This window comes from Sphingobium sp. SG1 (assembly GCF_057063145.1).
Window position 1 is genome coordinate 315,125 of the sequence record NZ_JBVVOJ010000003.1, and the last position, 25,898, is coordinate 341,022.

Here is a 25,898-nt window from a genome sequence, read left to right on the forward strand (position 1 = left end):
AGCGCGGTGATTTGCGTTGGCCCTTCCTTCGGGCGCGACATTGCCCTAAGCCGCGCCCATGACGCAGAGCCCCGCCCCTCGCCCGCCGATGACCCTGTTGATCGCTGCCCCGCGCGGCTTCTGCGCCGGTGTCGACCGTGCCATCATCATCGTCGAGCGCGCGATCGAGAAATATGGCGCGCCGGTCTATGTCCGCCATGAAATCGTCCACAACAAGTTCGTGGTCGACAGCCTGAAGGCCAAGGGCGCGATCTTCGTTGAGGAACTGGACCAAGTGCCCGACGGCGTGCCGGTGGTCTTTTCCGCCCATGGCGTGCCCAAGGCGGTGCCGGCCAAGGCGGAGGAGCGCGGCCTCGACTATCTCGACGCCACCTGCCCGCTGGTCAGCAAGGTGCATCGCCAGGCCGAACGCATGGTGACCGCCGGTCGCCACATCCTGTTCATCGGCCACAAGGGTCATCCGGAGGTGATCGGCACCTTCGGCCAGGTGCCCGACGGCACGATGACGCTGATCGAAACGGTCGAGGATGCCGAGGCGCTGGCGCCCACCGATGCCGACAATCTCGCCTTCCTGACCCAGACCACCCTGTCGGTCGACGACACCGCCGCGATCGTCGCCACACTGGAGCGCCGCTTCCCCTCGATCATCGCGCCGAAGGGCGAGGATATCTGCTACGCGACGTCGAACCGCCAGACGGCGGTCAAGGCGATCGCCGCCCGCTGCGACGCCGTCTATGTGATCGGCGCGCCCAACAGCTCCAACTCGCTGCGCCTGGTCGAGGTCGCCGAGCGTGAGGGCACCCCTGCCCGCCTGATCCAGCGCGCCGAGGAGATCGACTTTGCCTGGCTGGACGGCGTGACGACGCTCGGCCTCACCGCCGGCGCCTCCGCTCCCGAAATATTGGTGCGCGAAGTCGTCGACCGGATTGCCGAGCGCTTTGCCGTGACCGAGGAACAGGTCGAAACCGCGCAGGAGAACATCTCCTTCAAGCTGCCGCGCGGACTGGAGGTCGCATAACCCCCATGGCCGTTTATACGCACGTTCCCGCCGAAGAGATTGACGCCTTCCTCACCCGCTATGATGCCGGCCGGCTGGTGTCCGCCAAGGGCATCGCCGAAGGGGTGGAAAACAGCAATTATCTGCTCGAAACCACCGGCCATGACGGAAACGGCCACCGCTATATCCTGACCCTCTATGAAAAGCGGGTAGATGAAGCGGACCTGCCCTTCTTCATGGACCTGCTCGACCATCTGGGCGCGCGCGGCTGCCTGGTGCCGCGCTTCATCGCCGACACCGATGGCAAGCGACTGCAACAGCTGGGCGGGCGCCCGGCCTGCCTGATCGAGTTTCTGACCGGCATTTCCGTGACCGAACCGACCCCGGCCCAGGCACGCGCCTGCGGCGTGGCGCTGGGCGAACTGCACAGGGCAGCGCAGGGTTTCGCCGGCGAACGGCGCAATGCGCTCGACAAGGATGGCTGGCACGCGCTGGCCGCCAAGTGCGGCGATGATTTCGACCAGATCGCGCCGGGCCTTGGCGCCCGCGTGGCGGAGGAACTGGCCTTTCTCGACGCCCATTGGCCGGCCGACCTGCCGCGTTCGGTGATCCATGCCGACCTGTTCCCGGACAATGTCCTGATGCTGGGCGATGAAGTCACCGGCCTCATCGACTTCTATTTCAGCTGCACCGACATTCGCGCCTATGACCTGGCCGTCACCCACAGCGCCTGGTGCTTCAGCAATGACGGCGCCACCTGGTATGGCGACCGCGCGACCGCGATCGGCGCAGGCTATGGCGCCGCCCATGGCCTGACCGACGCGGAACGGGCCGCCTTCCCGATCCTGTGCCGCGGTGCGGCGCTGCGCTTCCTGCTGACCCGCGCCTATGACTGGATCAACACGCCGGCCGATGCACTGGTGACGCGCAAGGATCCGCTCGCCTATCTGCGTCGCATGGATTTCTACGCCAAGGCCGATCCGGCGGAGCTGCTCGGCGCATGAGCGACCTGCCGCAAGTCCAGATCTTCACCGATGGCGCGTGCAAGGGCAATCCTGGTCCGGGCGGCTGGGGCGCGGTGCTGCGCTTTGGCGACCAGGAAAAAGAAATCTCCGGCGGCGAAGCGATGACCACCAACAACCGCATGGAGATGATGGCAGCCGTCGAAGCGCTCAATACGCTCAAGAAGCCGTGCCAGGTGACGCTCTACACCGACAGCAAATATGTCATGGACGGCATCACCAAATGGATCTTCGGCTGGCAGAAGCGCGGCTGGAAGACGGCCGACAACAAGCCGGTCAAGAATGTCGAGATCTGGCAGGAACTGGTGAAGGCCGCCGCCCGGCACAAGCTGACATGGCAATGGGTCAAGGGCCATGCCGGCCACCCGGAAAATGAGCGGGCCGATGCCCTCGCCTGCGCCGCAGCCGAAAGCTTCCGCAAATAGGGACGGACGGGGAGGTCACCCTCCCCGCACCGCGCAGCTTATTCGGCTTCTTCGATCGGCGCGCCGGGGCCGTTCTTCAGGATCGACTCGATCGCATTCTTCGCACTGGCCTTGGAGCTGTAGCCCTCGGTCCAGAAGATGATCTCGGCATTATATTTGAACTTGGCCACGAACTCGCCGGCCTTGTTCTTCTCGATCACGAACTTGTGCGCCATCATGCTCTCCTGCTGGTTGCGCTATCGAAACCGTTCGGGAGCATAGGCAGCGATATCGAGGCTGGCAATCGCCTGTGGCATGGCCTTGCCGGTCAACAGGCTGGCGCCCAGCAGCGCGGCCGCCGGGGCGGTCTGGATGCCAAAACCGCCCTGCCCGGCGAACCAGAAGAACCCCTCTACCGCCGGCTCGAAGCCATAGACCGGCACCCGGTCCGGCGCGAAGCTGCGCAGGCCGGCCCATTTGCGCTCGACCGCCGCGATCCGCCAGTCGACCGCCGCCTGGAACCGGTCGATGGCCTGCGCGATCGCCAGTTCCTCGGGCGCGGCGTCACAGGGGGGCGAGGCAACCTCCTCATGCGGCGTCAGCCAGATTCGCCCCTGCCCCTCGGGCTTGAAATAGAAGCCACCCTGCATGTCCATCACCAGCGGCATCTCGTCGGCCGGCATATCCTCCAGCCGCAACTGCACCACCGTCCGGCGGTAGGGCGTGATGCCGACCGGCGCGACACCGCAGGCCACAGCGACATCATCCGCCCAAGCCCCGGCGGCATTGACCAGCAGGCCGCATTCGATCGGCCCATCACCGGTCTCGATCCGCCAGCCATCGCCCTGTCGTTCGGCGTGCTCCAGCCTGGCCCCCAGCCGCATTTCGCCGCCCAGCTTGCGGAACCGGCGCAGATAGGCCTGATGCAGCGCCGCGACATCGATGTCGCGGCAACTCGGTTCCAGCACGCCCAGCACCCAGTCGGGCCGCAGCCCCGGCACCAGACTGGCCGGATCGACCGGCTGCAATTCGACCGCCCCGGCAAAATCGGCCAGCAGCGCGTCGCGCAGCCCTTCATCCCCCGCCCGACCGATATGCAGCGTGCGGCGCGGCGACAGGAAGGAGCCATCGAAGAAATCGGGATCGGGCGATTCCAGCAACGCGCCCGAAGCCGTGGTCAGCGGCTGGACCACCGGCCCGCCATAGGTTTCTTCCCAGAAGGCGACCGATCGCCCCGTCGCATGATAGCCGGCGCTGTCCTCCATCTCCAGGATCAGCACCCGCGCCGTTTCCGCCAGCGCCGCGCCCAGGCTGGCGCCTGCAATCCCGCCACCGACAATCACGATATCGGGTCTGTTCAACGGGCAACCTCATCCAGGAAACGGTCGATCCGCCCCAGCGCATCGAGCCGCACCGGGTCGAGCTCGCGCAGGATTTCATGCGCGGCCTCGCGCCCATAGACATGCAGGCGGGCATCGGGCAAGCGCGCCGCGATCCGCCGGATCGCCGGCGTCGCCACCAGTTGGTCGCGACAGGCGGCCAAAATCAGAGTCGGCGTCGCGATTCGCTCCGGCCCCTTTCCGGCCTCCAGCGCCTGAGTCGACTCGAGGGCGAGCCGAACCCAGTTCCAGCTCGGCGGCCCCAGCGCGATGTCCCGACTATGGTCCCGCCACCAGATTTCATCGGCATAGCGATCGGGGTCATGGGTCAGCCGCTTCTGCCGCATCTGGCGTTGCCGGTCGCTCTCTTCCTTTTGCGTCCAGGCCCGCTTTTCTCCCTGGCCGATCGCGCACATGACATTGGCGATCGCCACCGCCAGCCAGCGCGGCAGCGGGGCCGTATGCAGCCCAAGCATCGGCGCCACGGCCACGGCCGCATCGGGCTTCGGCAGCCCCTCTGCCAGCGCCCGCAGCAGCATATGCCCGCCCATGCTGTGGCCCAACATGACCGTCGGCCCGTTCCCTTCCGCGCGCCAATCATTTGAAAGCGCGCGCAAATCACCAATCCACCGGGCGAAGTCGTCGATATGGCCGCACAGCGGATCATCGGTCAGCCGGCCCGACCCACCCTGCCCGCGCCAGTCGAAGCTAGTCACCGCCCAGCCGCGCTGCGCCCAATGGTGGATCACCTCCAGATATTTCTCGACCATGTCACCACGACCGTTGAGGATCAGCATCCGGCCACGGGTGCCAGCGCCCAGCCGATAGCGGCGGATCGGCCAGCCGTCGGAGGCCTGCCAATAATCGAGCTGGCCACCCATCGGCCAGGCGCGACGGTCAAGGGCGGGCGACGGGAAGATCGGCGAATCCATGGGCCATGGTTACGGTTTGGTAAGCCATATGGTCTAGTGCCTGACCCTCATGTTGGGGGAATATTTCAGACTGGCGCTGATCGCCGCACTGGGCATTCTGCTGATCGCAGCCGCGATCACGGACCTGCGCGCGCGCATCATCTCCAACCGGCTGAACCTGGGCGTCGCCGCCCTGGCGCCACTATGGTGGATCGCCTGCGGCTTGCCGCTCTGGCCGGGCATGGCGGTGCAGTTGCTGGTCGGCCTGCTGGTCTTCGTCCTGTTCGCCGCGCTGTTCGCGTTCGGCATGATGGGCGGGGGCGATGTGAAGCTGCTCGGCGCGCTGGCGCTGTGGTTTCCGTGGCAGGCGGTGCTGACCCTGTTGACGCTGATGGCGATTCTGGGCGGGGCCGTGACGATCGTCACGGTGATCCACCATCGCCTCCGCCGGAAGCAGGGCCAACCCGAAATACCCTACGGCGTAGCCATATCGATCGCCGCCCTTTGGTTACTTGGCGAACGATATCTTAACCAATTTGCGTGATGATTGGGCCCCTGGGGGCAGGCCGCCCATTTGAGAAAGGCGAGTTTCGTCATGGATGCTAAGAAGATCGTGCTGCTGGTGGGGGCGCTAATCATAGCGGTCACTACAGCCTTGCTTGCGCGCAGCATGCTGAGTTCTTCATCTACGCCGCAGGTGAACGCGGCCGCAATGCCGAACGAGGCGGACCAGCCGCATGTTCTGGTGGCGACCAAGGCCCTGCCGGTGGGGACCATCCTGGACGCGGAAAGCTTCCGCTTCCAGCCCTGGCCCAAGGATCTGATCGAAGCCGCCTATTATCTCAAGGGCCAGGCCGATCCGCTCAAGCTTGCAGGCAGCGTCGTCCGCAACGCGATCACCGCCGGCCAGCCGCTGACCCAGGGCGCCGTCATCCGTCCGGGTGACCGTGGCTTCCTGGCCGCCGCGCTCGGTCCGGGCATGCGCGCCGTCACCGTGCCGGTCTCGGCCCAGAATGCGGTTGCCGGCTTCGTCTTTCCGGGCGACCGCATCGACCTGGTGCTGACCCAGACGGTTTCCGGCGGCGGCGATGGCGCCCCGCTCAAGGTTTCGGAAACGATCCTGCGCAACCTGCGCGTGCTCGCCACCGACCAGCGCACCGACGCCATGGGCCCCGATGGCAAGCCCGTCGTCCAGACCTATTCCAACGTCACGGTCGAAGTGACGCCCAAGATCGCGGAGAAGTTGGCAGTGTCGCAGACCATCGGCTCGCTGTCGCTGTCGCTGCGCTCGATCGCCGACACCGCATCGGACCTTGACGCCGCCATTGCCGGCTCTGACGTCGACCTGCCCGATGGCAGCAATCCGGGTTCGGAAAAGTCGATCATTGCCAAGATCGCGGCCCGCCCGGTCGATCGCGGCTCCACCTATTCCACGGGCGCCGACGTGTCGCGCTACCAGCGCAGCAGCGTCCCGGCCAAGCCTGATGCGGCCATGCCCGCGATGGCAGCTCCCGGTGGCGCACCGGTCGGCACGGCCGTCTTCAAGGGGCCGACCGTCCGCATCGCCCGCGGCACCAATGTGACCGAAGTTCCGGTCGGGGGGAAGTAAGATGAACGCTTACCAGATGCTCGCGCGGCACAAGGCGGCCCGTCCGCTCGCCGCCCCGGCGATCGCGCTTGGCCTGGCGCTTGCCATGGTCGCCGCGCCGACCGCGGCCCTCAACGCCGCCCCCGCAGCCGATCAGGACAATGCGATCCTGATGTCCGTCGGCGGCAGCAAGGTCGTCAACCTGCCGGCCAAGATGTCGGACGTCGTCATCGCCAACCCCGACGTTGTCGATGTCCATGTCCGGACCAATAACCAGCTCTATCTGATCGCCAAGAAGCCGGGCGAAACCACCGTCTTCGTGACGGCCGGCAATGGCAAGGTGCTGTTTTCCGGCACGGTCCGGGTCGGCAACAACTTGACCACCATCGATGACATGCTGCGCCTGGCGATGCCGGGTGCCAATATCGCCGTCAACAAGATGAACGGCATGGTGCTGCTGACCGGCACGATCAAGGCGCCCGAGGACGCGGCCGAGGCCGAACGCCTGACCCAGGCCTTTGTCGGCAAGGACGTGACCGTCGTCAGCCGCCTGCTGATGGCGACCCCGCTCCAGGTCATGCTGCAGGTCAAGATCGCCGAAGTCAGCAAGGATGTCGGCCACAAGATCGGCACCAACTTCACCAGCCAGGACAATAGTGGCGGTAAATTGGGCGGCGTCATCGGTGGCGGCAGCCGTGATTTCGCCAGCTATGATTCGGCCAACAACAGCTGGTCCTTCACTACTCCCGTCGATGGCTCCTACAGCCTTGGCGGCGTCGCCCGCCTGTTCGGCATGGACATTGCCGGTGCGCTCGACCTGGCCGAATCCAGCGGCCTGGCCAGCACCCTGGCCCAGCCGAACCTGACCGCCCTGTCGGGCGAAACCGCCAGCTTCCTGGCCGGCGGCGAATATCCCTATACGGTCAACAACGGCCCTTCGTCGGGCAACAGCATCCAGTTCAAGCAATATGGCGTGCAACTGGCCTTCACCCCGACGGTTCTTGCCGATGGTCGCATCTCGCTGCGCGTCCGCCCGACCGTGTCGAGCCTGGACTTCAGCGTCAGCAGTTCGGTGCCCGCACTCAAGAGCCGGACCGCCGAAACCACCGTCGAACTGGGCTCGGGCCAGGCCTTCATGATCGCCGGCCTGCTCAACAATGAAGCCGCCAACAACGTCAACAAGGTGCCGGGCCTGGGCAATGTCCCGATCCTGGGCAGCCTGTTCAAGTCCCGCAGCTTTCAGCGGAACGAAACCGAACTGGTGATCGTCGTGACCCCCTATCTGGTGAAGCCGGTCAACGCGTCCGACATTCGCCTGCCGACCGATGGCTTCCGCAACGCCAATGTCGGCCAGGGCCTGTTCCTGCAGCAGATGCATGACGGCGTCAGCGGAGCGCAGCCAAATATGCCGACCCGCGCACCCGGTTCGCCCGTGGCGCCCACGCCCGGCCCGCAGGCCTCGATCGCGGCGCCCGCGCTGGCCGCCCGCGACGAAGATCGCTCGTCCGGCAAGTCGGGCGGCGCGACCCCCGGCTTCAGTTTCTGACGGAAGGACGAAAGACATGACTTCCACCTCCCGCAAGACCCTCGTCCGCCTCGGCGTCATCGCCCTGCTGGCACTGCCATTGGCGGCCTGCTCGACCGACAGCGTCAATCGCGGCGTGGACTCGGTCCATCAGCCGGTCGTCAGCTATGCCAGCTACACGTTCGACGTGCAGGCCGGCGGCGCGCGCCTTGCGCCCGCCGAGGCCGCGCGCCTCGACGACTGGTTCGCCACGATCAAGCTTGGCTATGGCGACCAAGTCGCGATCGTCACTGACACCGGCTATTATAGCCCCGATCTTGGCGAAGACATCGCCAATGTCGTCGCCCGCCACGGCATGCTGCTGGGCCAGGACAGCTCGGCCGCCGCCGGCTCCGCCCCCGAAGGCACGATCCGCCTAGTCGTCCGCCGCACCACCGCCTCGGTCCCCGGCTGCCCCGACTGGTCGAACAAGGCCGAAACGCCGATGAGCTTGGGCGCGTCGTCCAATTTCGGCTGCGGCGTGAACAGCAATCTGGCGGCAATGGTTGCCGATCCCGAAGATCTGGTTCGTGGCCAGAGCACGGACAGCGAATTGCGCACCGCGACCTCGAACCGCGCCATTTCCACCTATCGCGACAAGGCGCCGACCGGCTCGGGCGACCTCAAGCAGCTCTCGAACGGAGGCCAGTAAGATGAACGCACCCTGGAAACATGGTTCCGTGGGCCAGCGCGACCCCTTCCACGCCTTCGTCTGCGACGATCACAGCTTCGACCTGCTGCGCGCTGTTGCGTCCGAAATGGGCTGGGCACCGGAAAAGGTGAACAAGGGCGGCATGCGCAACGCGGTGCAAAGCCTGTCGATCACCGCCAGCCCGCAGATCCTGTTCGTCGACATGTCGGAAAGCGGCGATCCGCTGAACGACATCAACAGCCTCGCCGAAGTGTGCGAACCCGGCACCGTCGTGATCGCGGCGGGCCAGGTCAATGACGTGCGCCTTTATCGTGATCTGGTCGCCAGCGGCATCCAGGACTATCTGCTTAAGCCCTTCGGCGCAGACCAGTTGCGCGATGCGCTGGCCCAGGCGCAGGCCGTCTTCCTCGCCCCGCGCGACGTCGGGCCTGAACGCCCGCACATGACGGTCGCCGTCGTCGGCACCCGTGGCGGCGTCGGCGCATCCAGCATGGCGACCTCGCTTGCCTGGATGCTGAGCGAGAAGAAGAAGCGCCCGACCGCCCTGCTCGATCTCGACATCCATTTCGGCACCAATGCGCTGGCGATGGATCTGGAACCGGGCCGTGGCCTGACCGACGCGATCGAGAATCCCAGCCGCATCGACGGGCTGTTCATCGAGCGCGCCATGGTTCGCGCCAGCGACATGCTCGCCATCCTGTCGGCCGAAGCGCCGATCAACCAGCCGATGATGACCGATGGTGGCGCCTTCTACCAGTTGCTGGAAGAGTTCCGTCAGGCGTTCGAATGCAGCATCATCGATCTGCCGCGCAACATGCTGATCCAGCACACGCACCTGATGACCGACGTCAATGTCGCGGTGGTGGTGACCGAACTCAGCCTGGCGGCGGCCCGCGACACGATCCGCATCCTGTCCTGGCTCAAGTCGAATGCACCGCAGGCCCGCATCCTGGTGGTCGCCAATCGCGTCCATCCCGGCGCACCGGAAATCAGCCGCAAGGATTTCGAACAGTCGATCGAACGCAAGGTCGATGTGATCGTGCCGTTCGACCTGCGCATCGCGGCCCAGGCCGCCAAGCTCGGCAAGACGCTGGCGGAAACCGCCAAGGGCAGCAAGGTGGGCGCCGCCTGCACCGCCATGATGGACGAAGTTCTGGGTCTGGCCGGCGATGAAGCCGATAATCCGGGCGCCAAGTCGACAGCCAGGAAGGGAGATTCCCTGCTCGGCAAGATCGGCGATTTCAAGAGCATGATCCCGTCGCGCCGCAAGGACAAGGCGACGGCACTGGAAGGCTGACGCGCGGGCCGCTTCAGAGCGGCCCCCGCACAGCCATATTCACGCACGGGGAACGGGCGAACAATGGACGGCAATTTCCTTCTGATCTTGGTGCTGGTCGCGACCATGCTTGGTCTGGTCGTGCTCGCCTTTGCCGGCCCCTCGCCCGACAAGGCGCAGAAACGCCGTGTCGCCCTGATCCGCGGCCGTCACAGCGACTCCACCGAGGCGATGATGGAAGCGCGCATGCGCAAGGCCATCTCCACTCGGGCGACCGGCAACGAAGCCAAGATGCTGGTCTCGCTGATCCCCAATCCGGAGAATCTGGCCAAGCGCATCCGCATGACCGGCAAGAAATGGACGCTCAGCCAATATATGACGTCCTGCGCGGTGGTCTTCCTGCTGACCACCCTGTTCCTGCTGATGCGCGGCTTTCCCTTCCTGCTCGCGCTGATGGTCGGGCTGGCGGCAGGCCTTGCCTTGCCGCATCTGTGGGTCGGTCGACTGATCAACAAGCGGATCCATCAATTCAACGCCAAGTTCCCCGACGCGCTCGAGCTGCTGACCCGCGGCCTGCGCTCGGGCCTGCCGGTCGGCGAGACGCTGGGCATCGTGTCGAGCGAAATCCCCGGCCCGGTCGGCGAGGAATTCAAGCTGATCACCGAACGGATCAAGATCGGCAAGAGCATGGATCAGGCGCTGCAGGAAACCGCCGATCGTCTGGGCACGCCGGAATTCCAGTTTTTCGTCATCACCCTGGCGATCCAGCGCGAAACCGGCGGCAACCTCGCCGAAACGCTGCAGAACCTCGCCACCGTGCTGCGCCAGCGCGCCCAGATGAAGCTCAAGATCCGCGCCATGTCGTCGGAATCCAAGGCGTCGGCCTATATCATCGGCGTTCTGCCTTTCCTTGTGTTCGGCATGATCTGCTACATCAACTTTGGCTATATGAGCCCCTTCTTCACCCCCGATCCGGCGGGCATCTTCGGGCTCTCGACGATGCAGGTCGTCGGCATCGGCGGCATGTGCTGGATGGCCATCGGCGCCTTCATCATGGCCCAGATGATCAACTTCGAGATTTGACGGGGAACGGATAGAGATATGGACGCCCCTACCCCCACCGGCACCCTGTTCGGCATGACCGCGACCGATTTCGGCACGCTGCTTGCCGCGCTGGCCACGCTCGCCACCCTCTACGCGCTCTATGCCGTGATGACGGTGCGCGATCCGATGGCCAAGCGGGTCAAGGCGCTCAACGAACGGCGCGAACAGCTCAAGGCCGGCATCACCGCCTCGACCGCCAAGCGCCGCGCCAAGCTGGTCAACAAGAACCAGACGACCGACCAGATGCGGTCCTTCCTGACCAGCCTCAAGGTGCTGCAGGACGACCAGCTCAAGGACGCCCAGATCCGCCTGGCCCAGGCCGGCATCCGGTCCAAGGACTGGGCCGTCGCCGTCATCTTCGGCCGCATGATCATGCCGATCCTGATCGGCGGCACCGCCGCGATCCTGCTCTATGCCGTCGGCATCTATCCAGAATGGGGCGGTGCCAAGCGGTTCATGGCCTTCGCGGGCGCATTGCTGCTCGCGTACAAGGCGCCCGACCTCTTCATCGACAACAAGATCGCCAAGCGCTCTGCCGCGATCCGCAAGGGCCTGCCCGACGCGCTTGACCTGCTGGTCATCTGCGCCGAGGCCGGCCTGACCGTCGACGCTGCCTTCAGCCGCGTCGCCCGCGAACTGGGCCGCGCCTATCCCGAACTGGGCGACGAGTTCCAGTTGACGGCGATCGAACTCAGCTTCCTCACCGAACGGCGCATGGCGTTTGAAAACCTCGCCACGCGCGTGAAGCTCGACGCGGTCAAGGGCGTGGTCACGACCATGATCCAGACCGAAAAATATGGCACGCCGCTCGCCTCCGCGCTCCGTGTGCTGTCGGCCGAGTTCCGCCATGAACGCATGATGCGCGCGGAAGAAAAGGCCGCCCGCCTGCCCGCCATCATGACCGTGCCGCTGATTCTCTTCATCCTGCCGACCCTGTTCGTCGTCATTCTGGGTCCGGCTGCCTGCTCGATCAGCACGGCTTTCTAAAAAAATTCAGGGCAAGGAGGGGCCGCTGCCGTAGCGTCCCCTCTTTCCGTTTCCGTAAACTGCAAGCGAAGCGCTGGCGCGCCGCATTTTCCTCCCTTATTCTTACCCTCAACCCAAAAGGAGAGGATCGCATCATGACCATCAAGACCGGCGCTCGCGTCGCCATCGCCGCTCTGGCCGCCTTCACCACCGCCCTGCCCGCTTATGCGGCCCAGCCCATCACCGGCCGCTGGTCGACCGTCGATGGCAAGGCGATCGTCCAGATCGCGCCGTGCGGAAAGAGCATCTGCGGCAAGATCGAGAAGATCGTGAAGCCGACGCCAGGCCGCCCCCAGACCGACATCAAGAACCCCGATCCGGCGCTGCGCTCCAAGCCGCTGGTCGGCCTGGCCCTGCTGTCGGGCTTCAGCGATGCCGGCGATATCTGGAAGGGCACGATCTACGACCCGGAAAGCGGCAAGAGTTATACGTCCAAGGTCAGCCGCAACGGCGACGGCACGCTCAAGGTTCAGGGCTGCATAGCCTTCTTCTGCAAGACCCAGACCTGGACGCCGCTGCGCTGATTCCGCGCACGGCCTGGAAAACGAAAGGGGCGCCAAATGGCGCCCCTTTTCCTGTCGATACGGTCCCGTTCAGTCCCCGGCATGCTCCATCGGCGTGAAGCGCTGCGACCAGAGCGCGCCATAGATCGCCATCCACTGCACCACCGGCCCCAGCCCCTTGGTCCGCGCCGCAAACCAGGTTTCGCGCCCCGTCCGCCGGGCCGTCACCAGACCGGCGCGCTTGAGCTTGCCCATATGGCGCGACACCATCGGTTGCGACACGCCGGCCACGGCGGTCAGCGCGACGACATTCTGCTCCCCTTCGCGCACCAGATATTCCAGCAGGGCACGTCGCGTGCCGTCGGACAGCGCCTTGAAGAGTGAATCGCTATTCGCTCCAAGGTCGCCTCTGAATTTCACTTCCGTCATGCAAATTTCATAATCATCTGGTTATGAGTTGGTCAAGCGAAGGATGATTTTCGACTCGGTCGCGCCATTAACTAAAAAAAGTGCGAACCGCCTCCTCGCTGAGTCTTTTGAGTCACACCACCCGATGATGAGTCTCCCGCGACTCGCATGACTCAATATGTTGTGGCTACCCGCTTCGTTCTCCACCATCCTCGCAATCCTGACAGGGATGAGCGCTAAATCCCTGACCTTGACGGCAGACTCCTGAGGACTCAGTGCTGACGGACGAAACATATGGGGGTTGCACACATGGGTGTCATGGAACGCGTCGCACCGCGGCGGAAGAAGGCGGTTGCGCTCGCGCCGGCACCGGCGATCGAGGCAAACCGCCTGCTGCGCGGTGACTGTATCGCGGAAATGGCCAAGCTGCCCGACGGCTGCATCGACATGATCTTTGCCGATCCGCCTTATAATCTTCAGCTCGGCGGCGACCTGTTCCGCCCCGAGGGCGGCCGCGTCGATGCGGTCGACAATGACTGGGACAAGTTCGACACGCTCAGCAGCTATGACCGCTTCACCAAGGCGTGGCTGGCGCAGGCGCGCCGCATCCTCAAGCCCAATGGCACGATCTGGGTGATCGGCAGCTATCACAACATCTTCCGCGTCGGCGCTGCCTTGCAGGATGAGGGCTTCTGGATCCTCAACGACATCATCTGGCGCAAGGCGAACCCGATGCCCAATTTCAAGGGCACCCGCTTCACCAACGCGCATGAGACGCTGATCTGGGCCAGCCAGGGCGAGGACGCCAAGTACACGTTCAACTACAAGGCGATGAAGACGCTCAATGACGAGTTGCAGATGCGCTCCGACTGGGTGCTGCCGATCTGCGGCGGCCAGGAGCGGCTGAAGCGCAACGGCACCAAGGCACATCCGACGCAGAAGCCGGAATCGCTGCTCTATCGCGTGATGCTGTCCTGCACCAAGCCGGGCGACATCGTGCTTGATCCCTTCTTCGGCACCGGCACCACCGGCGCCGTCGCCAAGCGCCTGGGCCGCCAGTGGATCGGTATCGAGCGCGAGCCCGACTATATCGAGGTTGCCGAGGAACGCATTGCCGAGGCGCTGCCGCTCGATGAATCCGCGCTCGCCATCATGCAGACCGCGCGCCAGCAGCCCAAGGTCGCCTTCGGCACGCTGGTCGAGACCGGCTATCTCCAGCCCGGTTCGGTGGTGATGGACAGCAAGCGCCGCTGGAGCGCCACCGTGCGCGCCGACGGCTCGCTCGCCGTGGGCAGCGACACCGGTTCGATCCACAAGCTGGGCGCCACGCTTCAGGGCGCGCCGAGCTGCAACGGCTGGACCTTCTGGCATATCGAGAAGGCAGGCAAGCTCCACCCGATCGACACGCTGCGCCAGACCTATCTGCTCGCCAACGAGCCTTGATTTCCGTCCCCCGTTCGGGTTGAGGCAGCCAGAGTTCTTCCAAGACATGGCCCCGACCCGTCCGGGGCGAACGGAGCTTTATGACCCTCTCCTCCATCCCCGCTGACGCCCGGCTCTACCTCAAGCCGACCTGGTTCGTGCCGAGCCCGATCGGCCTGGCGGACGGATCGGCGGCGCGGATGGGCAATGGCCTGATCTGGTTCCAGGCCTATGAACTGACGGCGCGCCATGCCGGCCGCCACATCGCCCGCGACACCATCCCGGTCGCCGCGTTCGAGGCGATCACCGCCACCCTGCCCGACCCGCTGGCCGAACGCGCCCGCCAATTGGCCGCGAACATCTCCGCCCAGCGCGCGCCGCTCAGCCTTGGCGATCGCGTCATCCGCTTCGACGCGCCGCAGACGATGGCGATCCTCAACATCACGCCCGACAGCTTCTCCGATGGCGGCAAGCATATGACCGACCCGCAGGCGGCGGCCGACGCCGGCTTTGCCATGGCGGCGGCCGGCGCCGCGCTGATCGATGTCGGCGGCGAATCTACCCGGCCCAAGGCGCCCAAGCTATGGGAAGGCGACGAGATCGCCCGGATCGTGCCGGTGATCGAGAAGCTCGCTGCGGCCGGCGTCGCCATGTCGGTGGACACGCGCAAGGCGGCGGTGATGGAGGCAGCGCTGACCGCCGGCGCCCATGTCATCAACGATGTCAGCGCGCTGGAACATGATCCCCGCAGCCTGGAGGTCGCGGCCCGCGCCGGCTGTCCGGTGATCCTGATGCATGCGCCTTCGACCGGCGATGATCCGCACGACAATCCCAACGGCTATGCCGATGTCGTCACCGACGTGTTCGACTATCTCGATGCCCGCATCACCGCCTGCCTCGATGCCGGCATCGCGCGCGAGAAGATCATGGTCGATCCGGGCCTGGGCTTCGGCAAGAGCCTGGCGGACAATCTGGCGCTGGTGAACGGCCTTGCCACCTTCCAGGGGCTGGGCGTACCGCTGCTCTTTGCCGGCAGCCGCAAGCGCCTGATCGGCGCCCTGTCGAACGAGGCACCGGCGCCCGACCGGCTCGGCGGCTCGGTCGCCCTCGCCTTCCGCGCGGCGCAACTGGGCGCGCAGATGGTGCGCGTCCATGACGTCAAGGAAAGCGTCCAGGCGCTCCATCTGTGGCGGGGCCTGGCCGATGCGGGGCTGAGCGCGGTCTGACACCGCGCCCGGCCACAGCCATCCTTATTCGCTCAGGATGAAGTCGACGCCCGCCATGGCGTGGATTTCAGTGCAGTCGTAGATCGGCAGCACATTGGCCTTCACGTCGACGATCATCTCCAGTTCGGTGCAGGCGAGCACGACGGCCTGCACATCCTCCTTGGCGATGTCGGTCAGTTCCGACTTCATGAAACGCTCGGAATCGCGGTTGATCTTGCCGACAGTCAGTTCGTCATAGACGATCCGGTCGATCCGCTCGGCCAGCGCGACATCGGCCGGCAGCAGCGACACGCCGTGCGACACCAGCCGCTGGCGATAATATTTCTCGGTCATCACATTGCGCGTGCCGATCAGGGCGGCGCGATCGATCCGGTCGGCCTTCATCCGCGTGCCGACGACATCGGCGATGTGGATGATGGGAATGGCGATGCTCGCCTGGATCCGGTCATAGATGCGGTGCATGCTATTGGCACAGATCAGCAGCGCTTCCGCCCCGCCCTGTTCCAACCGCTGGGCCGCGCCGATCAGATGGCCCGATGCGCAATCCCAGTCTTCCTGCGTGATGCAGCCGGAAACCTGTGCGAAATCGAGGCTTTCGATCAGCAGCCGCGCACTGTGCTGGCCCCCCTTGGCCCGGTGGATCGCCTGGTTGATGATCTCATAATAGCGGGCGGTGGACGTCCAGCTGAGACCACCAATCAGACCAAGTTTACGCATGTCGCTCCCAATATGGGGGCGCCTGTCCGGCCCCGTGCGGGCCGGGCATGTCGGTGCCCCAGCCCTTCTTTTACGAAAGATGCCGGCTTCGACAAGTCAGGACGATCCACCCGCCCCGTCGACGGGGCGATCCGGCGCGGGTGGATCGGGTCACTTTAATGGGCCAGCGCCTTGACGATCTCCTCGACCATCTTCTTGGCGTCGGCCAGCAGCATCATCGTGTTGTCCATGTAGAAGACCTCATTGTCGACGCCGGCATAGCCGGCCCCGCCCATGGAGCGCTTCACGAACAGCACCGACTTGGCGTTGGCGACGTCCAGGATCGGCATGCCATAGATGGGCGACGTCTTGTCGGTCTTGGCGGCCGGATTGGTCACGTCATTGGCGCCGATGACGAAGGCAACGTCGGCCTGGCCGAATTCGCTGTTGATGTCCTCCAGCTCGAACACCTCGTCATACGGCACGTTCGCTTCGGCCAGCAGCACGTTCATGTGGCCGGGCATGCGCCCTGCGACCGGATGAATCGCATATTTGACGTTCACGCCTTCCTTCTTCAGCAGGTCGGCCATTTCGCGCAGCGCATGCTGCGCCTGGCTGACCGCCATGCCGTATCCGGGCACGATGATGACATTGTCCGCCTGGCTCATCAGGAAGGCCGCATCCTCGGCGCTGCCGCGCTTGTAGGGACGGTCGACTGCCGCCGCGCCGCCGCCCGACGGGCCGGCTTCCGCGCCGAAGCCGCCAGCGATCACGCTGATGAAGCTGCGGTTCATCGCCTTGCACATGATGTAGGACAGGATCGCACCGGAGCTGCCCACCAGCGCGCCGGTGATGATCATCGCCGTATTGCCCAGGGTGAAGCCCATCGCGGCGGCGGCCCAGCCCGAATAGCTGTTCAGCATCGACACCACGACCGGCATGTCCGCCCCGCCGATCGGGATGATCAGCAGGAAGCCGATGACGAAGCTCAGCGCCGTCACGGTCCAGAAGATCCAGGGCGACTGGTCGGTCACGAAATAGGCGATCAGGCCCAGGATCGCCGCCAGCGTCGCCAGATTGATGACATGGCGGCCCGGCAGCATGATCGGCTTGCCCGACATGTTGCCGTTCAGTTTCAGGAAGGCGATGACCGAACCCGAGAAGGTGATCGCGCCGATCGCGACGCCCAGCCCCATCTCGATGCGGCTGGCATTATGAATCTCGTTCGTCAGCGGATCGAGAATGCCAAATGCGCCGGGATTGAGATAGGCGGCCGCGCCGACCAGCACGGCGGCCAGGCCGACCAGCGAGTGGAAGGCCGCAACCAGCTGCGGCATCGCCGTCATCTCGATGCGACGGGCGATGATGAAGCCGATGCCGCCACCGATGGCGATCGCGCCCAGGATTTCGGGCAGGCTCAGCACGTCATGGGTATAGAGGGTCGTGACCACGGCGATTGCCATGCCGACCATGCCCATGCGGTTGCCGCGACGGCTGGTCGACGGGCTCGACAGGCCGCGCAGCGCCAGGATGAAGAGGACGCCGGAAACCAGATAGGCCAGCGCTACGAAGGGCGAGACGGGCGCAAGCTCGTGCATCACTTGCGCTCCTTCTTCTTGTACATGGCCAGCATGCGTTCGGTCACGGCAAAGCCGCCGAAGATGTTGACCGATGCAAAGACCACCGCGACCAGCCCCAGCAGCTTGGCCGCCAGGCTACCGGCCTCCGCCGACGCGACCAGCGCGCCGACGATGATGACCGACGAAATGGCATTGGTAACCGCCATCAGCGGCGTGTGCAGCGCTGGCGTCACCGACCAGACCACATAATAGCCGACGAAGCACGCCAGCACGAAAATCGACAGGATGGCAATGAAGTCCATCGTTCCTACTCCCTGTTCGCCCCGGAGCATCGCTCGCGAAGCGTCTGCGCCATTCGCGCCCGGCCTGAAACCGAAAGCGCGCAGCGATATGTCGTTCAGCCCAGCAGTCGTTCGTTGACGACCTTGCCCCCCTGGGTCAGGCGGATGGCGTTGCCGATTTCCTCGTCCAGCACCGGCGCGTTCTTCTCCTTGTCCCAGAAGGCGGACAGGAAATTATAGAGATTGCGCGAGAACAGGGCGGAGGTGTCGGCGGCCAGGCGGCTGGGCACGTTGCGATGGCCAACGATCCTGACGCCGTGGCGCACGACCACTTCGCCGGCGACCGCGCCCTCGACATTGCCGCCCTGCTCGACCGCCAGGTCGACGATCACGCTGCCCGGCTTCATCGACGCGATCTGCGCGTCACTGATCAGGCGCGGCGCAGGCCGGCCGGGGATCAGCGCGGTAGTGATGACGATGTCCTGCTTGGCGATGTGCGACGACACCAGCTCGGCCTGCGCCGCCTTATATTCGTCGGACATTTCCGTGGCATAGCCACCGGTGCCCTCGCCTTCGATGCCGGCCACCTTCTCCACGAAGATCGCCTTGGCGCCGAGCGATTCGATCTGCTCCTTGGTCGCGGCGCGCACGTCGGTCGCACTCACCTGCGCACCCAGCCGCCGCGCGGTGGCGATCGCCTGAAGGCCGGCCACGCCCACGCCCATGACGAAGCATTTGGCCGCCGACACGGTGCCCGCCGCCGTCATCATCATCGGGAAGGCGCGGTCATATTCGGCCGCCGCGTCCAGCACCGCCTTGTAGCCCGACAGGTTCGACTGGGATGACAAGATATCCATCGACTGCGCACGGGTGATGCGCGGCATGAATTCCATCGCCAGCGCCTCATAGCCGCCGGCGGCATAGGCATCGACCCGTGCTCGCTCGCCGAACGGGTTGAGGCCCGCGACGATCCACGCCCCCGCCGCAGCGCCGCCAAGGCTGGCCGGATCAGGGCCTTGCACGCCCAGCAGGATATCGGCACCCGCCAGCGTCGCGGCACGATCGCCAACGCTGGCACCGGCCGCCGCATAGGCGTCGTCAGCAATCGACGCCGTCGCGCCAGCGCCAGCCTCGACAGCCACGCTTGCGCCCAGCGCGATGAATTTCTTCACGGTCTCGGGCGTACCGGCCACGCGCCGTTCGCCCGCAGCCTGTTCCTTCAATATCGCAATTTTCATTATATCAGCATCCCCCTCCTATAGCGTCGACATGGCTCAGCTGGAGATCAGCAGCACGACAATCGCGGCGACGATGAGGCAGGCAATGGTGCCCCACTTCACGAAGCCGACAAACCCTTCATAGGTCTGGGTTGCGCTCTGGATGTTCCCGTCAGAAGCCATATCCGTTCCCCTAGTTATTACATCGTTGTGCAACCTCTTATCCTGTCCCCCCACCCCCCTCAAGCCGTAGGGGCACAAGAAAATCTTTACAGGTTAAGGGCGCTTTTACCCCCGGCGCCTAGGATGACCTCCTGTTTGCACAAGAGGGGTCCAGATGGTTCGCGAAGGCGTTCCCTTGCTGATGTTGATCGACGACGAGCCGGCACAGCGCCGGCTGGTGTCCGCGCTGGCCGCGCGCGCGGGATGGCGGACCATCTTCGCCAGCGATGCCGAAACCGCCCTGGCGACGCTGGGCACGCAGGACGGCATGCAGCTCGACGCGGTCCTGATCGATCAATGGAGCCCGGATTTCGATCCGGCCGACCTGATCGGCGACATCCATGCGCAGCGCCCCGCCCTGCCGATCCTGGTGCTGACGGCGCATAACAGCGTCGCCGTCGCGGTCCAGGCGATGCGCGCGGGCGCCACCGATTACCTCTCCAAGCCGATCGCCCCCGAACGGCTGCTCGCCGCGCTCAATGCGACGCTGGAGGGCAATGTGCGCGGTGAATTGCGGCCGCTCACAGAGAAGATCAGCGCCCCGCTGGCGTTCGAGGATGTCGTCGGCGCGGCGCCCCAGTTCCGCACTGCCCTTGCCATCGCGGCCAAGGCCGCGCGCGCCCGCGTGCCGGTGCTGATCGAGGGCGAAAGCGGCGTCGGCAAGGATGTCGTCGCCCGCGCCATCCATGCCGCATCGCCGCGCCACAAGCAGGCGATGGTGACCGTCAATTGCGGCGCGATCCCCGCCAACCTCGTCGAATCAGAACTGTTCGGTCATGAACGCGGCGCCTTCACCGGCGCATTCGACCGCCATGTCGGCAAGTTCCTGTCGGCCGACATGGGCACCATCTTCCTCGACGAAGTCAGCGAAATGCCGCTCGACGCGCAGGTCAAGCTGCTGCGCGTGCTTCAGGATGGCGAGGTGCAGCCGATCGGCGCGCGCCGCCCCGTTCATGTCGATGTCCGCGTCATCGCCGCCACCAACAAGAAGCTCAGCGACGAGATCGAGGCAGGCCGGTTCCGCGAGGATCTCTATTATCGCCTGAACGTCGTCCAGTTGACCGTGCCCCCATTGCGGGAGCGTATGGGCGACATTCCCGCCCTCTGCCGCCACCTCCTCGCCCGCATCGCGACGCAGCCGGGCCTGCGGGGCCTGGGCCTCACCGACGATGCGCTGGCGCTGCTGATGCAGCATGACTGGCCGGGCAATGTCCGCCAACTCCAGAACGCCCTGTTCCGCGCTGCCGTGCTGTGCGAGGGCGATGCGCTGACCCCGCATGACTTCCCGCAGGTCGCCGCCCATATCCTGTCGCGCGGCGCCGGCGGTCCGCGCCAGCGCGCTGCCGCCACGCCACCGCGCGAAGCGGCCGGCATCACCCTGTTCGAAGGCGACGGCCATGTCCGCCAACTCGCCGAGATCGAGGCCGACGTCATCCGCCTGGCCATCGGCCATTATCGCGGCCGCATGACCGAAGTCGCCCGCCGGCTGGGGATCGGCCGTTCGACCCTCTATCGCAAGCTCGCCGAACTGGGCATCGACAACGCTGCCTGATCGCGGGACCGGGCGCCCTGCGGCCGGGGCATATTGTCGCGGGGGTTCCGCTACGGCGTTGAATTATCCCCGCGCCTATGCTTTTGAACGGGGCATGAAAGCGCCCCTCCTCGCCGCCTGCTCCCCCCTCCTGCTGCTGGTCGCCTGTGGCCGCGCCGAACCGGTCGCGGACATGCCGAGCCAGGAGGAACTGGCCGCCGCCGCCAATGCGGCCGCTGCCAATGCGCTGGCCAATGCGCAAAAGGATGATGCCGGCGACAGCCGCAACTATGTGAATATCGACCATGGCTATTCGGTCACCATGCCCGAAGGCTGGATGAAGGATGGCGAAGCCAGCAATGCCGATGGCGTCGTCTATCAGGATCCCGGCGCGGGGGCCGACGTCCGCGTCTTCTGGCAGAAGAATGACAATGACCAGACGCTGCAGCAGATCGTCGAGGCGCTGTCCGACGGCGCCGAGGGCGTGGATGGCGATTTCATCGGCGAGAATGAATATCGCGGCACCGCCAATGACGGCGAAGGCAATAATGTCGCGCTGCGCCTGCTGAAGCAGCCTGACGGCGCGATCGTCACCGCCACCTTCGTCTATCCCGAAATGCTGAGCGAACAATATCAGCCGATCGCGCAGGCCCTGCTCGACAGCCTGCGCATCTTCGCGCCCAAGGCCCAGACGCCGGAGGGCCAGACTCCGGAGGGAGCGAGCGCCACGGCCACGCCCGCACCGGCCGCCAACGCCAGCAACTGACCGGCGGCTTTCGGCGCGGTCGTTCGTTTCCGTCCGCGTCGATCATTCCGAACCGCTGCCAGGAAGCCCAGCCCCTTGCCCCTGATCCGCCCCTTCGCCCCCGCCGACCAGCCGGGCATTCTCGACCTGATCCTTGGCATCCAGCGCGACGAATATGGCATCGCCATCACCGCAGCGGACCAGCCGGACCTCACTGACATAGCCGGCTTCTACCTGCCCGGCGCCGGCGGCTTCTGGGTCGCGGAGGAGGACAGCCGGATCATCGGCACGATCGCGCTCAAGGATATCGGCCAAAGTCAGGCCGCGCTGCGCAAGATGTTCGTGGCGTCCAGCCATCGCGGCCGCGCCGCCGGCGTCGCCCAGGCGCTGCTCGACCATCTGCTCGACGCGGCGGCCGATCGCGGCCTGGCCCAAATCTATCTCGGCACCACCGCCCGTTTCCTGGCGGCGCATCGCTTCTACGAGAAGAATGGGTTCGCCCTGGTCGAAGCCCACGACCTGCCGCCCGCCTTCCCCAGGATGGCGGTCGACACGCGCTTCTACGAAAAATCGATCGAACCGGCGAAAGCCGGATAGATTAGGGATTATCGGTGCTGTTGGCCTTGGTGCCGGGCACCGCTTCCTTGCTGGTCATCGCGACTGCCGGCGGCCCCTTCTGGATTGCGGCATTGAGCTGCGCGACTTCGGGGCAGCTACCCTTGCACAGGCTCTGCGCCTGGGCAAGATTTTCCTTGGCCTTGGCGATCGCGCCCTTTGCGACCATCGCCTCACCCTGCCCGGCGATCGCGGTCACATCGGTCGGGTCGAGCAGCAACGCTTCCTTGTAGAGGCGGATGGCCTTGCCCTGCAGCCCCTGCGCCCGCGCCACTTCGGCCAGTTCAATATAGGCCGCGCGATTGCGCGGATCGACCGCCAGCGCGCTTTCCAGCGCATCGGTGGCGCCGGCCAGATTGCCCGCCTTGCGCGCCGCCTCGCCCGCCTTCTGCCATTCGATCGATCGCGGTTCGATCTGGGTATCGGGGCGCTGGGTCAGGCCCACGCTGGAAACGGTGGTCAGAAGGACGGCAAGGGCAATCGAGGCCGGGGTGAAACGCATCAAAATCTCCAGCCATGTTTCAGGCATTGACTCAGGCCCGCAGACCGAAGGGCAAGTGTCGCTATTTTGCGCGCGCTTGTCCATGGCCTGTTTCAGGCGGTCCTCCGCAGCCGGGCGAAGTAGAAGCCATCGGTGCCGTCATGGCCGGGCGTCAGCAGCAGCCCATGGCCATGGGCGCGGCCCATATCCGCTTCGATCGGCTCGGCACTCCAGCCGGCCTGACGCGCCAGAAACGCATCCACCTGATCCCGCCCCTCTCTGTCGGTCAATGCGCAGGTAGCATAGACCAGCAGACCGCCGGGCGCCAGCAAGGGCGCGGCGAAATCCAGGATCCGGGCCTGTTCCGACACCAGCCGGTCGAGCCGCGCCTGGGTCAGGCGCCAGCGCGCCTCGGGATTGCGGCGCCAGGTGCCCGTGCCCGAACAGGGCGCGTCGACCAGCACGATGTCCGCCTGCCCCGCCAGCGGCGCCAGCGCGCGCGCCTCATGCCCCTGATCCAGCAGCAGCCTCTCGATGCAGGTCACGCCCGCCCGTTCGGCACGCGGCGCCAGCCGGTCGATCCGGTTGCGGATCGTGTCGGCCGCGATCAGCCGGCCCTTGCCGCTCATCGCCGCAGCGAGCGCCAGCGTCTTGCCGCCGGCCCCTGCGCACAGGTCGATCACCGTCTGCCCGGCCTGCGCCCCGCAAGCGGCCGAAATCAGCTGGCTGCCGGCATCCTGCACCTCGACCGCACCGCGCTTCCACGCCTCGCTCTGCTCGACCGGATAGCCTTCGGGCAGGCGCAGCGCGTCCGGGATGCCGGCGATCGGCGTCGCGTCCGGCAATTCGGGCGCCACTTGCGCGGGCGTCGCCTTCAGCCGGTTGACGCGCAGGTCCACCGGCGCGCGGCCCAGCAACGCATCCTGCTCGACCGGCGCGGCCAGCAAGGGCTGCAACCAGCCCGGCACCGCGCCAGCCGCCGCGCCTGCTTCGCCCGGCTCGATCGGCAGCGGCGCATGGGCCGATCCGTCGAACAGCGCGGCCAGCTCCGGCTGCGCCTCGACCAGGCCGATCATCGCCGCGCGGCCAGTCTCGGGCCGATCGGCGACGCGGCGGATCGCATCATAGACATGGTCGCGCACCGCGCGGCGATCGCGCGACCCGGCATAGCGCCGTTCCTTGAAATAGCGCGCGATCAGCGTGTCCGCCGCCGGCCCGCCATCGCGGGCGGCAGCAATGATCGCGTCCAGCAGGTCGATCGCCGCCTGCACCCGTGCCGCAGGCGTCATCCCACCTGCTCCTTAGCGCGTCGGATAGTTGGGGGCCTCACGCGTGATCGTCACGTCGTGGACATGGCTTTCCGACAGGCCGGCATTGGTGATCTGGACGAAGCGGGCACGCTCCTGCAGATCCTTGATGGTGCGGCTGCCGGTATAGCCCATCGCCGCCTTCACGCCGCCGACCAGCTGGTGGATGACATCCTTGGCCGGCCCCTTGAACGGCACTTGGCCTTCGATACCCTCGGGCACCAGCTTCATCTGGTCCTTGATGTCAGCCTGGAAATAGCGGTCGGCGCTGCCGCGCGCCATCGCGCCGACGCTGCCCATGCCGCGATAGCTCTTATAGGCGCGGCCCTGATACAGGAAGGTTTCGCCCGGCGCTTCGGCCGTGCCGGCCAGCAGCGACCCGACCATGACGCAGCCGGCGCCCGCCGCCAGGGCCTTGGCGACGTCACCCGACGTGCGCAGGCCGCCATCGGCGATCACCGGCACGCCATGCTTGTGCGCTTCATTGGCCGAATCCATGACCGCGGTCAGCTGCGGCACGCCCACGCCCGCGACGACGCGGGTGGTGCAGATGGAGCCGGGGCCGATGCCGACCTTCACGCAGTCCGCGCCGGCGTCGATCAGCGCCTTGGTCGCTTCGGCGGTGGCGACATTGCCGGCCACGACCTGGACATGGTTGGACAGCTTCTTGACCGCTTCCACCGCGACCGCAACCTGCTTGCTGTGGCCATGGGCGGTGTCGATGACGATCAGGTCGCATTCCGCGTCGATCAGCGCCTTGCTGCGCTCCAGCCCCTTGTCGCCCACGGTCGAGGCGGCGGCGACCCGCAGCCGGCCCGACGCATCCTTGGTCGCCTGCGGATAGGTGACGGCCTTTTCGATATCCTTGACGGTGATCAGGCCCACGCAGTGATAATTATCATCCACCACCAGCAGCTTCTCGATCCGGCGGGCATGCAGCAGGCGCATCGCCTCATCCTGGCCGACACCGGCCTTGACCGTCGCCAGATTGTCCTTGGTCATCAGCTCGCTGACCGGCTGGCCGGGATTCTCGGCAAAGCGGGTATCGCGATGGGTCAGGATGCCGACCAGCTTGCCGTTCGCCTCGACGACCGGAATGCCGCTGATCCTGTGGCGCTGCATCAGCATCTGCGCGTCGGCCAGCGTGGCGGTCGGCAGGATGGTGATGGGATTGACGACCATGCCGCTTTCGAAGCGCTTGACCGCACGGACCGCATCGGCCTGTTCCTCGACCGTCAGGTTACGGTGCAGCACGCCGATGCCGCCCAGCTGCGCCATGACGATCGCCATGTCGGCCTCGGTCACCGTGTCCATCGCCGACGACAGGATCGGGATGTTCAGCTTGATCGCCTTGGTCACATAGGTGGACGTGTCCGCCTGGCTGGGCAGCACATCGGATTCGGCGGGCTGCAACAGCACGTCGTCAAAGGTGAGGCCAAGGCGGATGTCCATGTGAAAGCCACTTTCTGCTGCGCGGGTCGGGCGGAGGGGAACCGGACCGCTGGGGATTCGTGGCGGCCCATGTAACCATTAACCCGCAAAACGGCCAGACCCCGGCGTCATTTTATTGCGGCACCTGCGCGGCATCCTGCAGCCGCCGGTCCAACGGCCCGGACGCGGCCAGGCGCAATATGCTCCCCTTGCCAGCCACATGGGATTTTCTGCCCTGTCTCAGGGTATTTACGCAATGCCCACGCCCTCCACCGGCTGCTAGACCGCCCCCGACCAAGGCTTTCCCATG

Annotated in this window: 28 protein-coding genes; 16 read left to right on the plus strand and 12 right to left on the minus strand. The window is 65.8% G+C overall.

From position 1 onward, the window contains the following. Nucleotides 1-58: 58 nt before the first annotated feature. Genes ispH through rnhA form a run of 3 tightly spaced genes read left to right on the plus strand, consistent with a single transcriptional unit; the run spans nt 59 to nt 2,444 of the window. Nucleotides 59-1,018: a 4-hydroxy-3-methylbut-2-enyl diphosphate reductase gene (gene ispH, locus AC0KVN_RS09455; RefSeq protein WP_279728680.1), complete on the plus strand. Its 960-nt coding sequence runs from the start codon at nt 59-61 to the stop codon at nt 1,016-1,018. Between the two features lie 5 nt (nt 1,019-1,023). Next, nucleotides 1,024-2,001 carry a homoserine kinase gene (thrB, locus tag AC0KVN_RS09460; RefSeq protein ID WP_435566758.1) on the plus strand — a complete coding sequence of 326 codons (978 nt, stop codon included), beginning with the start codon at nt 1,024-1,026 and terminating at the stop codon, nt 1,999-2,001. Then, nucleotides 1,998-2,444 carry a ribonuclease HI gene (gene rnhA / locus AC0KVN_RS09465; RefSeq protein ID WP_004207986.1) on the plus strand — a complete coding sequence of 149 codons (447 nt, stop codon included), beginning with the start codon at nt 1,998-2,000 and terminating at the stop codon, nt 2,442-2,444. The genes thrB and rnhA overlap by 4 nt, the downstream gene beginning before the upstream one ends. 38 nt (nt 2,445-2,482) lie before the next feature. On the opposite strand, the gene AC0KVN_RS09470 is transcribed toward rnhA, so the two are convergent. Genes AC0KVN_RS09470 through AC0KVN_RS09480 form a run of 3 tightly spaced genes read right to left on the minus strand, consistent with a single transcriptional unit; the run spans nt 2,483 to nt 4,734 of the window. Further along, entirely contained in the window at nt 2,483-2,659 is a 177-nt protein-coding gene (locus AC0KVN_RS09470) for a YegP family protein (RefSeq protein WP_004207987.1), read from the minus strand. Nucleotides 2,660-2,680: 21 nt separating this feature from the next. Next, complete coding sequence (locus AC0KVN_RS09475) at nt 2,681-3,784, minus strand: NAD(P)/FAD-dependent oxidoreductase (RefSeq protein WP_483656084.1); 1,104 nt, start codon at nt 3,782-3,784, stop codon at nt 2,681-2,683. After that, nucleotides 3,781-4,734 carry an alpha/beta fold hydrolase gene (locus tag AC0KVN_RS09480; RefSeq protein ID WP_435566760.1) on the minus strand — a complete coding sequence of 318 codons (954 nt, stop codon included), beginning with the start codon at nt 4,732-4,734 and terminating at the stop codon, nt 3,781-3,783. Before AC0KVN_RS09480 ends, AC0KVN_RS09475 begins: the two co-directional genes overlap by 4 nt. Nucleotides 4,735-4,783: 49 nt before the next feature. On the opposite strand from AC0KVN_RS09480, the gene AC0KVN_RS09485 reads away from it, so the two are divergent. The 8 genes from AC0KVN_RS09485 (at nt 4,784) to AC0KVN_RS09520 (ending at nt 12,447) form a co-directional block, all read left to right on the plus strand. Beyond that, nucleotides 4,784-5,257, plus strand: coding sequence for an A24 family peptidase (locus AC0KVN_RS09485; RefSeq protein WP_010336255.1), 474 nt, complete (start codon nt 4,784-4,786; stop codon nt 5,255-5,257). Nucleotides 5,258-5,308: 51 nt separating this feature from the next. Beyond that, a complete protein-coding gene (cpaB, locus tag AC0KVN_RS09490) occupies nt 5,309-6,322 on the plus strand; it encodes a Flp pilus assembly protein CpaB (RefSeq protein ID WP_125987484.1) in 1,014 nt (337 codons plus the stop codon). Nucleotide 6,323: 1 nt separating this feature from the next. Then, nucleotides 6,324-7,847, plus strand: a complete 1,524-nt coding sequence (locus tag AC0KVN_RS09495; RefSeq protein WP_435566761.1) for a type II and III secretion system protein family protein — start codon at nt 6,324-6,326, stop codon at nt 7,845-7,847. Nucleotides 7,848-7,863: 16 nt separating this feature from the next. Next, the gene (locus AC0KVN_RS09500) at nt 7,864-8,517 is read left to right on the plus strand and encodes a CpaD family pilus assembly protein (protein WP_435566762.1); all 654 of its coding nucleotides are present in this window, start codon (nt 7,864-7,866) and stop codon (nt 8,515-8,517) included. 1 nt (nt 8,518) lies between these two features. Next, the gene (locus AC0KVN_RS09505; protein WP_063977139.1) at nt 8,519-9,814 is read left to right on the plus strand and encodes a P-loop NTPase; all 1,296 of its coding nucleotides are present in this window, start codon (nt 8,519-8,521) and stop codon (nt 9,812-9,814) included. 63 nt (nt 9,815-9,877) lie between these two features. Then, nucleotides 9,878-10,876: a type II secretion system F family protein gene (locus tag AC0KVN_RS09510; protein ID WP_435566763.1), complete on the plus strand. Its 999-nt coding sequence runs from the start codon at nt 9,878-9,880 to the stop codon at nt 10,874-10,876. Between the two features lie 18 nt (nt 10,877-10,894). Further along, the gene (locus AC0KVN_RS09515) at nt 10,895-11,884 is read left to right on the plus strand and encodes a type II secretion system F family protein (RefSeq protein ID WP_004207996.1); all 990 of its coding nucleotides are present in this window, start codon (nt 10,895-10,897) and stop codon (nt 11,882-11,884) included. A gap of 134 nt (nt 11,885-12,018) precedes the next feature. Then, nucleotides 12,019-12,447, plus strand: a complete 429-nt coding sequence (locus AC0KVN_RS09520; RefSeq protein WP_037510295.1) for a DUF2147 domain-containing protein — start codon at nt 12,019-12,021, stop codon at nt 12,445-12,447. A 69-nt stretch (nt 12,448-12,516) separates the two neighbouring features. Here the strand turns inward: AC0KVN_RS09520 and AC0KVN_RS09525 are convergent, their stop codons facing one another. Continuing rightward, complete coding sequence (locus tag AC0KVN_RS09525; protein WP_004207998.1) at nt 12,517-12,855, minus strand: ArsR/SmtB family transcription factor; 339 nt, start codon at nt 12,853-12,855, stop codon at nt 12,517-12,519. A 288-nt stretch (nt 12,856-13,143) separates the two neighbouring features. Here AC0KVN_RS09525 and AC0KVN_RS09530 point away from each other — a divergent pair, with 288 nt between their 5' ends. Both AC0KVN_RS09530 and folP read left to right on the plus strand, forming a co-directional pair. Then, nucleotides 13,144-14,277, plus strand: coding sequence for a site-specific DNA-methyltransferase (locus AC0KVN_RS09530; RefSeq protein ID WP_010336249.1), 1,134 nt, complete (start codon nt 13,144-13,146; stop codon nt 14,275-14,277). Between the two features lie 80 nt (nt 14,278-14,357). Continuing rightward, nucleotides 14,358-15,482 (plus strand): dihydropteroate synthase, encoded by a 1,125-nt coding sequence (gene folP / locus AC0KVN_RS09535; RefSeq protein ID WP_483656085.1) that lies wholly within the window; start codon nt 14,358-14,360, stop codon nt 15,480-15,482. A gap of 24 nt (nt 15,483-15,506) precedes the next feature. On the opposite strand, the gene AC0KVN_RS09540 is transcribed toward folP, so the two are convergent. The 5 genes from AC0KVN_RS09540 to AC0KVN_RS09560 all read right to left on the minus strand — a co-directional run bounded on the left by AC0KVN_RS09540 (nt 15,507) and on the right by AC0KVN_RS09560 (nt 19,439). Then, nucleotides 15,507-16,199 carry an aspartate/glutamate racemase family protein gene (locus tag AC0KVN_RS09540; RefSeq protein ID WP_004208001.1) on the minus strand — a complete coding sequence of 231 codons (693 nt, stop codon included), beginning with the start codon at nt 16,197-16,199 and terminating at the stop codon, nt 15,507-15,509. Between the two features lie 155 nt (nt 16,200-16,354). After that, on the minus strand, nt 16,355-17,776 hold the full coding sequence (locus AC0KVN_RS09545; protein WP_037517256.1) for an NAD(P)(+) transhydrogenase (Re/Si-specific) subunit beta: 1,422 nt from the start codon (nt 17,774-17,776) through the stop codon (nt 16,355-16,357). Then, nucleotides 17,776-18,060: an NAD(P) transhydrogenase subunit alpha part 2 gene (locus AC0KVN_RS09550; RefSeq protein WP_004208003.1), complete on the minus strand. Its 285-nt coding sequence runs from the start codon at nt 18,058-18,060 to the stop codon at nt 17,776-17,778. The genes AC0KVN_RS09545 and AC0KVN_RS09550 overlap by 1 nt, the downstream gene beginning before the upstream one ends. A gap of 95 nt (nt 18,061-18,155) precedes the next feature. Next, the gene (locus AC0KVN_RS09555; protein ID WP_435566765.1) at nt 18,156-19,277 is read right to left on the minus strand and encodes an NAD(P) transhydrogenase subunit alpha; all 1,122 of its coding nucleotides are present in this window, start codon (nt 19,275-19,277) and stop codon (nt 18,156-18,158) included. 36 nt (nt 19,278-19,313) lie between these two features. Then, on the minus strand, nt 19,314-19,439 hold the full coding sequence (locus tag AC0KVN_RS09560; RefSeq protein ID WP_010336245.1) for an aa3-type cytochrome c oxidase subunit IV: 126 nt from the start codon (nt 19,437-19,439) through the stop codon (nt 19,314-19,316). A 154-nt stretch (nt 19,440-19,593) separates the two neighbouring features. Between AC0KVN_RS09560 and AC0KVN_RS09565 the strand changes: the two genes are divergently transcribed. The 3 genes from AC0KVN_RS09565 to AC0KVN_RS09575 all read left to right on the plus strand — a co-directional run bounded on the left by AC0KVN_RS09565 (nt 19,594) and on the right by AC0KVN_RS09575 (nt 22,351). After that, nucleotides 19,594-21,030 (plus strand): sigma-54-dependent transcriptional regulator, encoded by a 1,437-nt coding sequence (locus tag AC0KVN_RS09565; protein WP_435566766.1) that lies wholly within the window; start codon nt 19,594-19,596, stop codon nt 21,028-21,030. Between the two features lie 94 nt (nt 21,031-21,124). Then, entirely contained in the window at nt 21,125-21,775 is a 651-nt protein-coding gene (locus tag AC0KVN_RS09570; protein WP_038293072.1) for a hypothetical protein, read from the plus strand. A gap of 75 nt (nt 21,776-21,850) precedes the next feature. Beyond that, the gene (locus AC0KVN_RS09575) at nt 21,851-22,351 is read left to right on the plus strand and encodes a GNAT family N-acetyltransferase (protein WP_435566767.1); all 501 of its coding nucleotides are present in this window, start codon (nt 21,851-21,853) and stop codon (nt 22,349-22,351) included. A 1-nt stretch (nt 22,352) separates the two neighbouring features. Here AC0KVN_RS09575 and AC0KVN_RS09580 read toward each other — a convergent pair whose 3' ends face one another. The 3 genes from AC0KVN_RS09580 to guaB form a co-directional block, all read right to left on the minus strand. Next, nucleotides 22,353-22,871, minus strand: a complete 519-nt coding sequence (locus AC0KVN_RS09580) for a tetratricopeptide repeat protein (protein WP_435566768.1) — start codon at nt 22,869-22,871, stop codon at nt 22,353-22,355. A gap of 92 nt (nt 22,872-22,963) precedes the next feature. Next, on the minus strand, nt 22,964-24,139 hold the full coding sequence (locus AC0KVN_RS09585; protein ID WP_435566769.1) for an RsmB/NOP family class I SAM-dependent RNA methyltransferase: 1,176 nt from the start codon (nt 24,137-24,139) through the stop codon (nt 22,964-22,966). A 12-nt stretch (nt 24,140-24,151) separates the two neighbouring features. Then, entirely contained in the window at nt 24,152-25,609 is a 1,458-nt protein-coding gene (guaB, locus tag AC0KVN_RS09590) for an IMP dehydrogenase (protein ID WP_037510272.1), read from the minus strand. Nucleotides 25,610-25,898: the final 289 nt, after the last annotated feature.

What these genes read in the sequence shown, in the direction of transcription:
- ispH (WP_279728680.1), top strand. Translation starts at nt 59, where the DNA reads ATGACGCAGAGCCCCGCCCCTCGCCCGCCGATGACCCTGTTGATCGCT.
- thrB (WP_435566758.1), top strand. Translation starts at nt 1,024, where the DNA reads ATGGCCGTTTATACGCACGTTCCCGCCGAAGAGATTGACGCCTTCCTC.
- rnhA (WP_004207986.1), top strand. Translation starts at nt 1,998, where the DNA reads ATGAGCGACCTGCCGCAAGTCCAGATCTTCACCGATGGCGCGTGCAAG.
- AC0KVN_RS09470 (WP_004207987.1), bottom strand. Translation starts at nt 2,659, where the DNA reads ATGGCGCACAAGTTCGTGATCGAGAAGAACAAGGCCGGCGAGTTCGTG.
- AC0KVN_RS09480 (WP_435566760.1), bottom strand. Translation starts at nt 4,734, where the DNA reads ATGGATTCGCCGATCTTCCCGTCGCCCGCCCTTGACCGTCGCGCCTGG.
- AC0KVN_RS09485 (WP_010336255.1), top strand. Translation starts at nt 4,784, where the DNA reads ATGTTGGGGGAATATTTCAGACTGGCGCTGATCGCCGCACTGGGCATT.
- cpaB (WP_125987484.1), top strand. Translation starts at nt 5,309, where the DNA reads ATGGATGCTAAGAAGATCGTGCTGCTGGTGGGGGCGCTAATCATAGCG.
- AC0KVN_RS09495 (WP_435566761.1), top strand. Translation starts at nt 6,324, where the DNA reads ATGAACGCTTACCAGATGCTCGCGCGGCACAAGGCGGCCCGTCCGCTC.
- AC0KVN_RS09500 (WP_435566762.1), top strand. Translation starts at nt 7,864, where the DNA reads ATGACTTCCACCTCCCGCAAGACCCTCGTCCGCCTCGGCGTCATCGCC.
- AC0KVN_RS09505 (WP_063977139.1), top strand. Translation starts at nt 8,519, where the DNA reads ATGAACGCACCCTGGAAACATGGTTCCGTGGGCCAGCGCGACCCCTTC.
- AC0KVN_RS09510 (WP_435566763.1), top strand. Translation starts at nt 9,878, where the DNA reads ATGGACGGCAATTTCCTTCTGATCTTGGTGCTGGTCGCGACCATGCTT.
- AC0KVN_RS09515 (WP_004207996.1), top strand. Translation starts at nt 10,895, where the DNA reads ATGGACGCCCCTACCCCCACCGGCACCCTGTTCGGCATGACCGCGACC.
- AC0KVN_RS09520 (WP_037510295.1), top strand. Translation starts at nt 12,019, where the DNA reads ATGACCATCAAGACCGGCGCTCGCGTCGCCATCGCCGCTCTGGCCGCC.
- AC0KVN_RS09525 (WP_004207998.1), bottom strand. Translation starts at nt 12,855, where the DNA reads ATGACGGAAGTGAAATTCAGAGGCGACCTTGGAGCGAATAGCGATTCA.
- AC0KVN_RS09530 (WP_010336249.1), top strand. Translation starts at nt 13,144, where the DNA reads ATGGGTGTCATGGAACGCGTCGCACCGCGGCGGAAGAAGGCGGTTGCG.
- folP (WP_483656085.1), top strand. Translation starts at nt 14,358, where the DNA reads ATGACCCTCTCCTCCATCCCCGCTGACGCCCGGCTCTACCTCAAGCCG.
- AC0KVN_RS09540 (WP_004208001.1), bottom strand. Translation starts at nt 16,199, where the DNA reads ATGCGTAAACTTGGTCTGATTGGTGGTCTCAGCTGGACGTCCACCGCC.
- AC0KVN_RS09545 (WP_037517256.1), bottom strand. Translation starts at nt 17,776, where the DNA reads ATGCACGAGCTTGCGCCCGTCTCGCCCTTCGTAGCGCTGGCCTATCTG.
- AC0KVN_RS09550 (WP_004208003.1), bottom strand. Translation starts at nt 18,060, where the DNA reads ATGGACTTCATTGCCATCCTGTCGATTTTCGTGCTGGCGTGCTTCGTC.
- AC0KVN_RS09555 (WP_435566765.1), bottom strand. Translation starts at nt 19,277, where the DNA reads ATGAAAATTGCGATATTGAAGGAACAGGCTGCGGGCGAACGGCGCGTG.
- AC0KVN_RS09560 (WP_010336245.1), bottom strand. Translation starts at nt 19,439, where the DNA reads ATGGCTTCTGACGGGAACATCCAGAGCGCAACCCAGACCTATGAAGGG.
- AC0KVN_RS09565 (WP_435566766.1), top strand. Translation starts at nt 19,594, where the DNA reads ATGGTTCGCGAAGGCGTTCCCTTGCTGATGTTGATCGACGACGAGCCG.
- AC0KVN_RS09570 (WP_038293072.1), top strand. Translation starts at nt 21,125, where the DNA reads ATGAAAGCGCCCCTCCTCGCCGCCTGCTCCCCCCTCCTGCTGCTGGTC.
- AC0KVN_RS09580 (WP_435566768.1), bottom strand. Translation starts at nt 22,871, where the DNA reads ATGCGTTTCACCCCGGCCTCGATTGCCCTTGCCGTCCTTCTGACCACC.
- AC0KVN_RS09585 (WP_435566769.1), bottom strand. Translation starts at nt 24,139, where the DNA reads ATGACGCCTGCGGCACGGGTGCAGGCGGCGATCGACCTGCTGGACGCG.
- guaB (WP_037510272.1), bottom strand. Translation starts at nt 25,609, where the DNA reads ATGGACATCCGCCTTGGCCTCACCTTTGACGACGTGCTGTTGCAGCCC.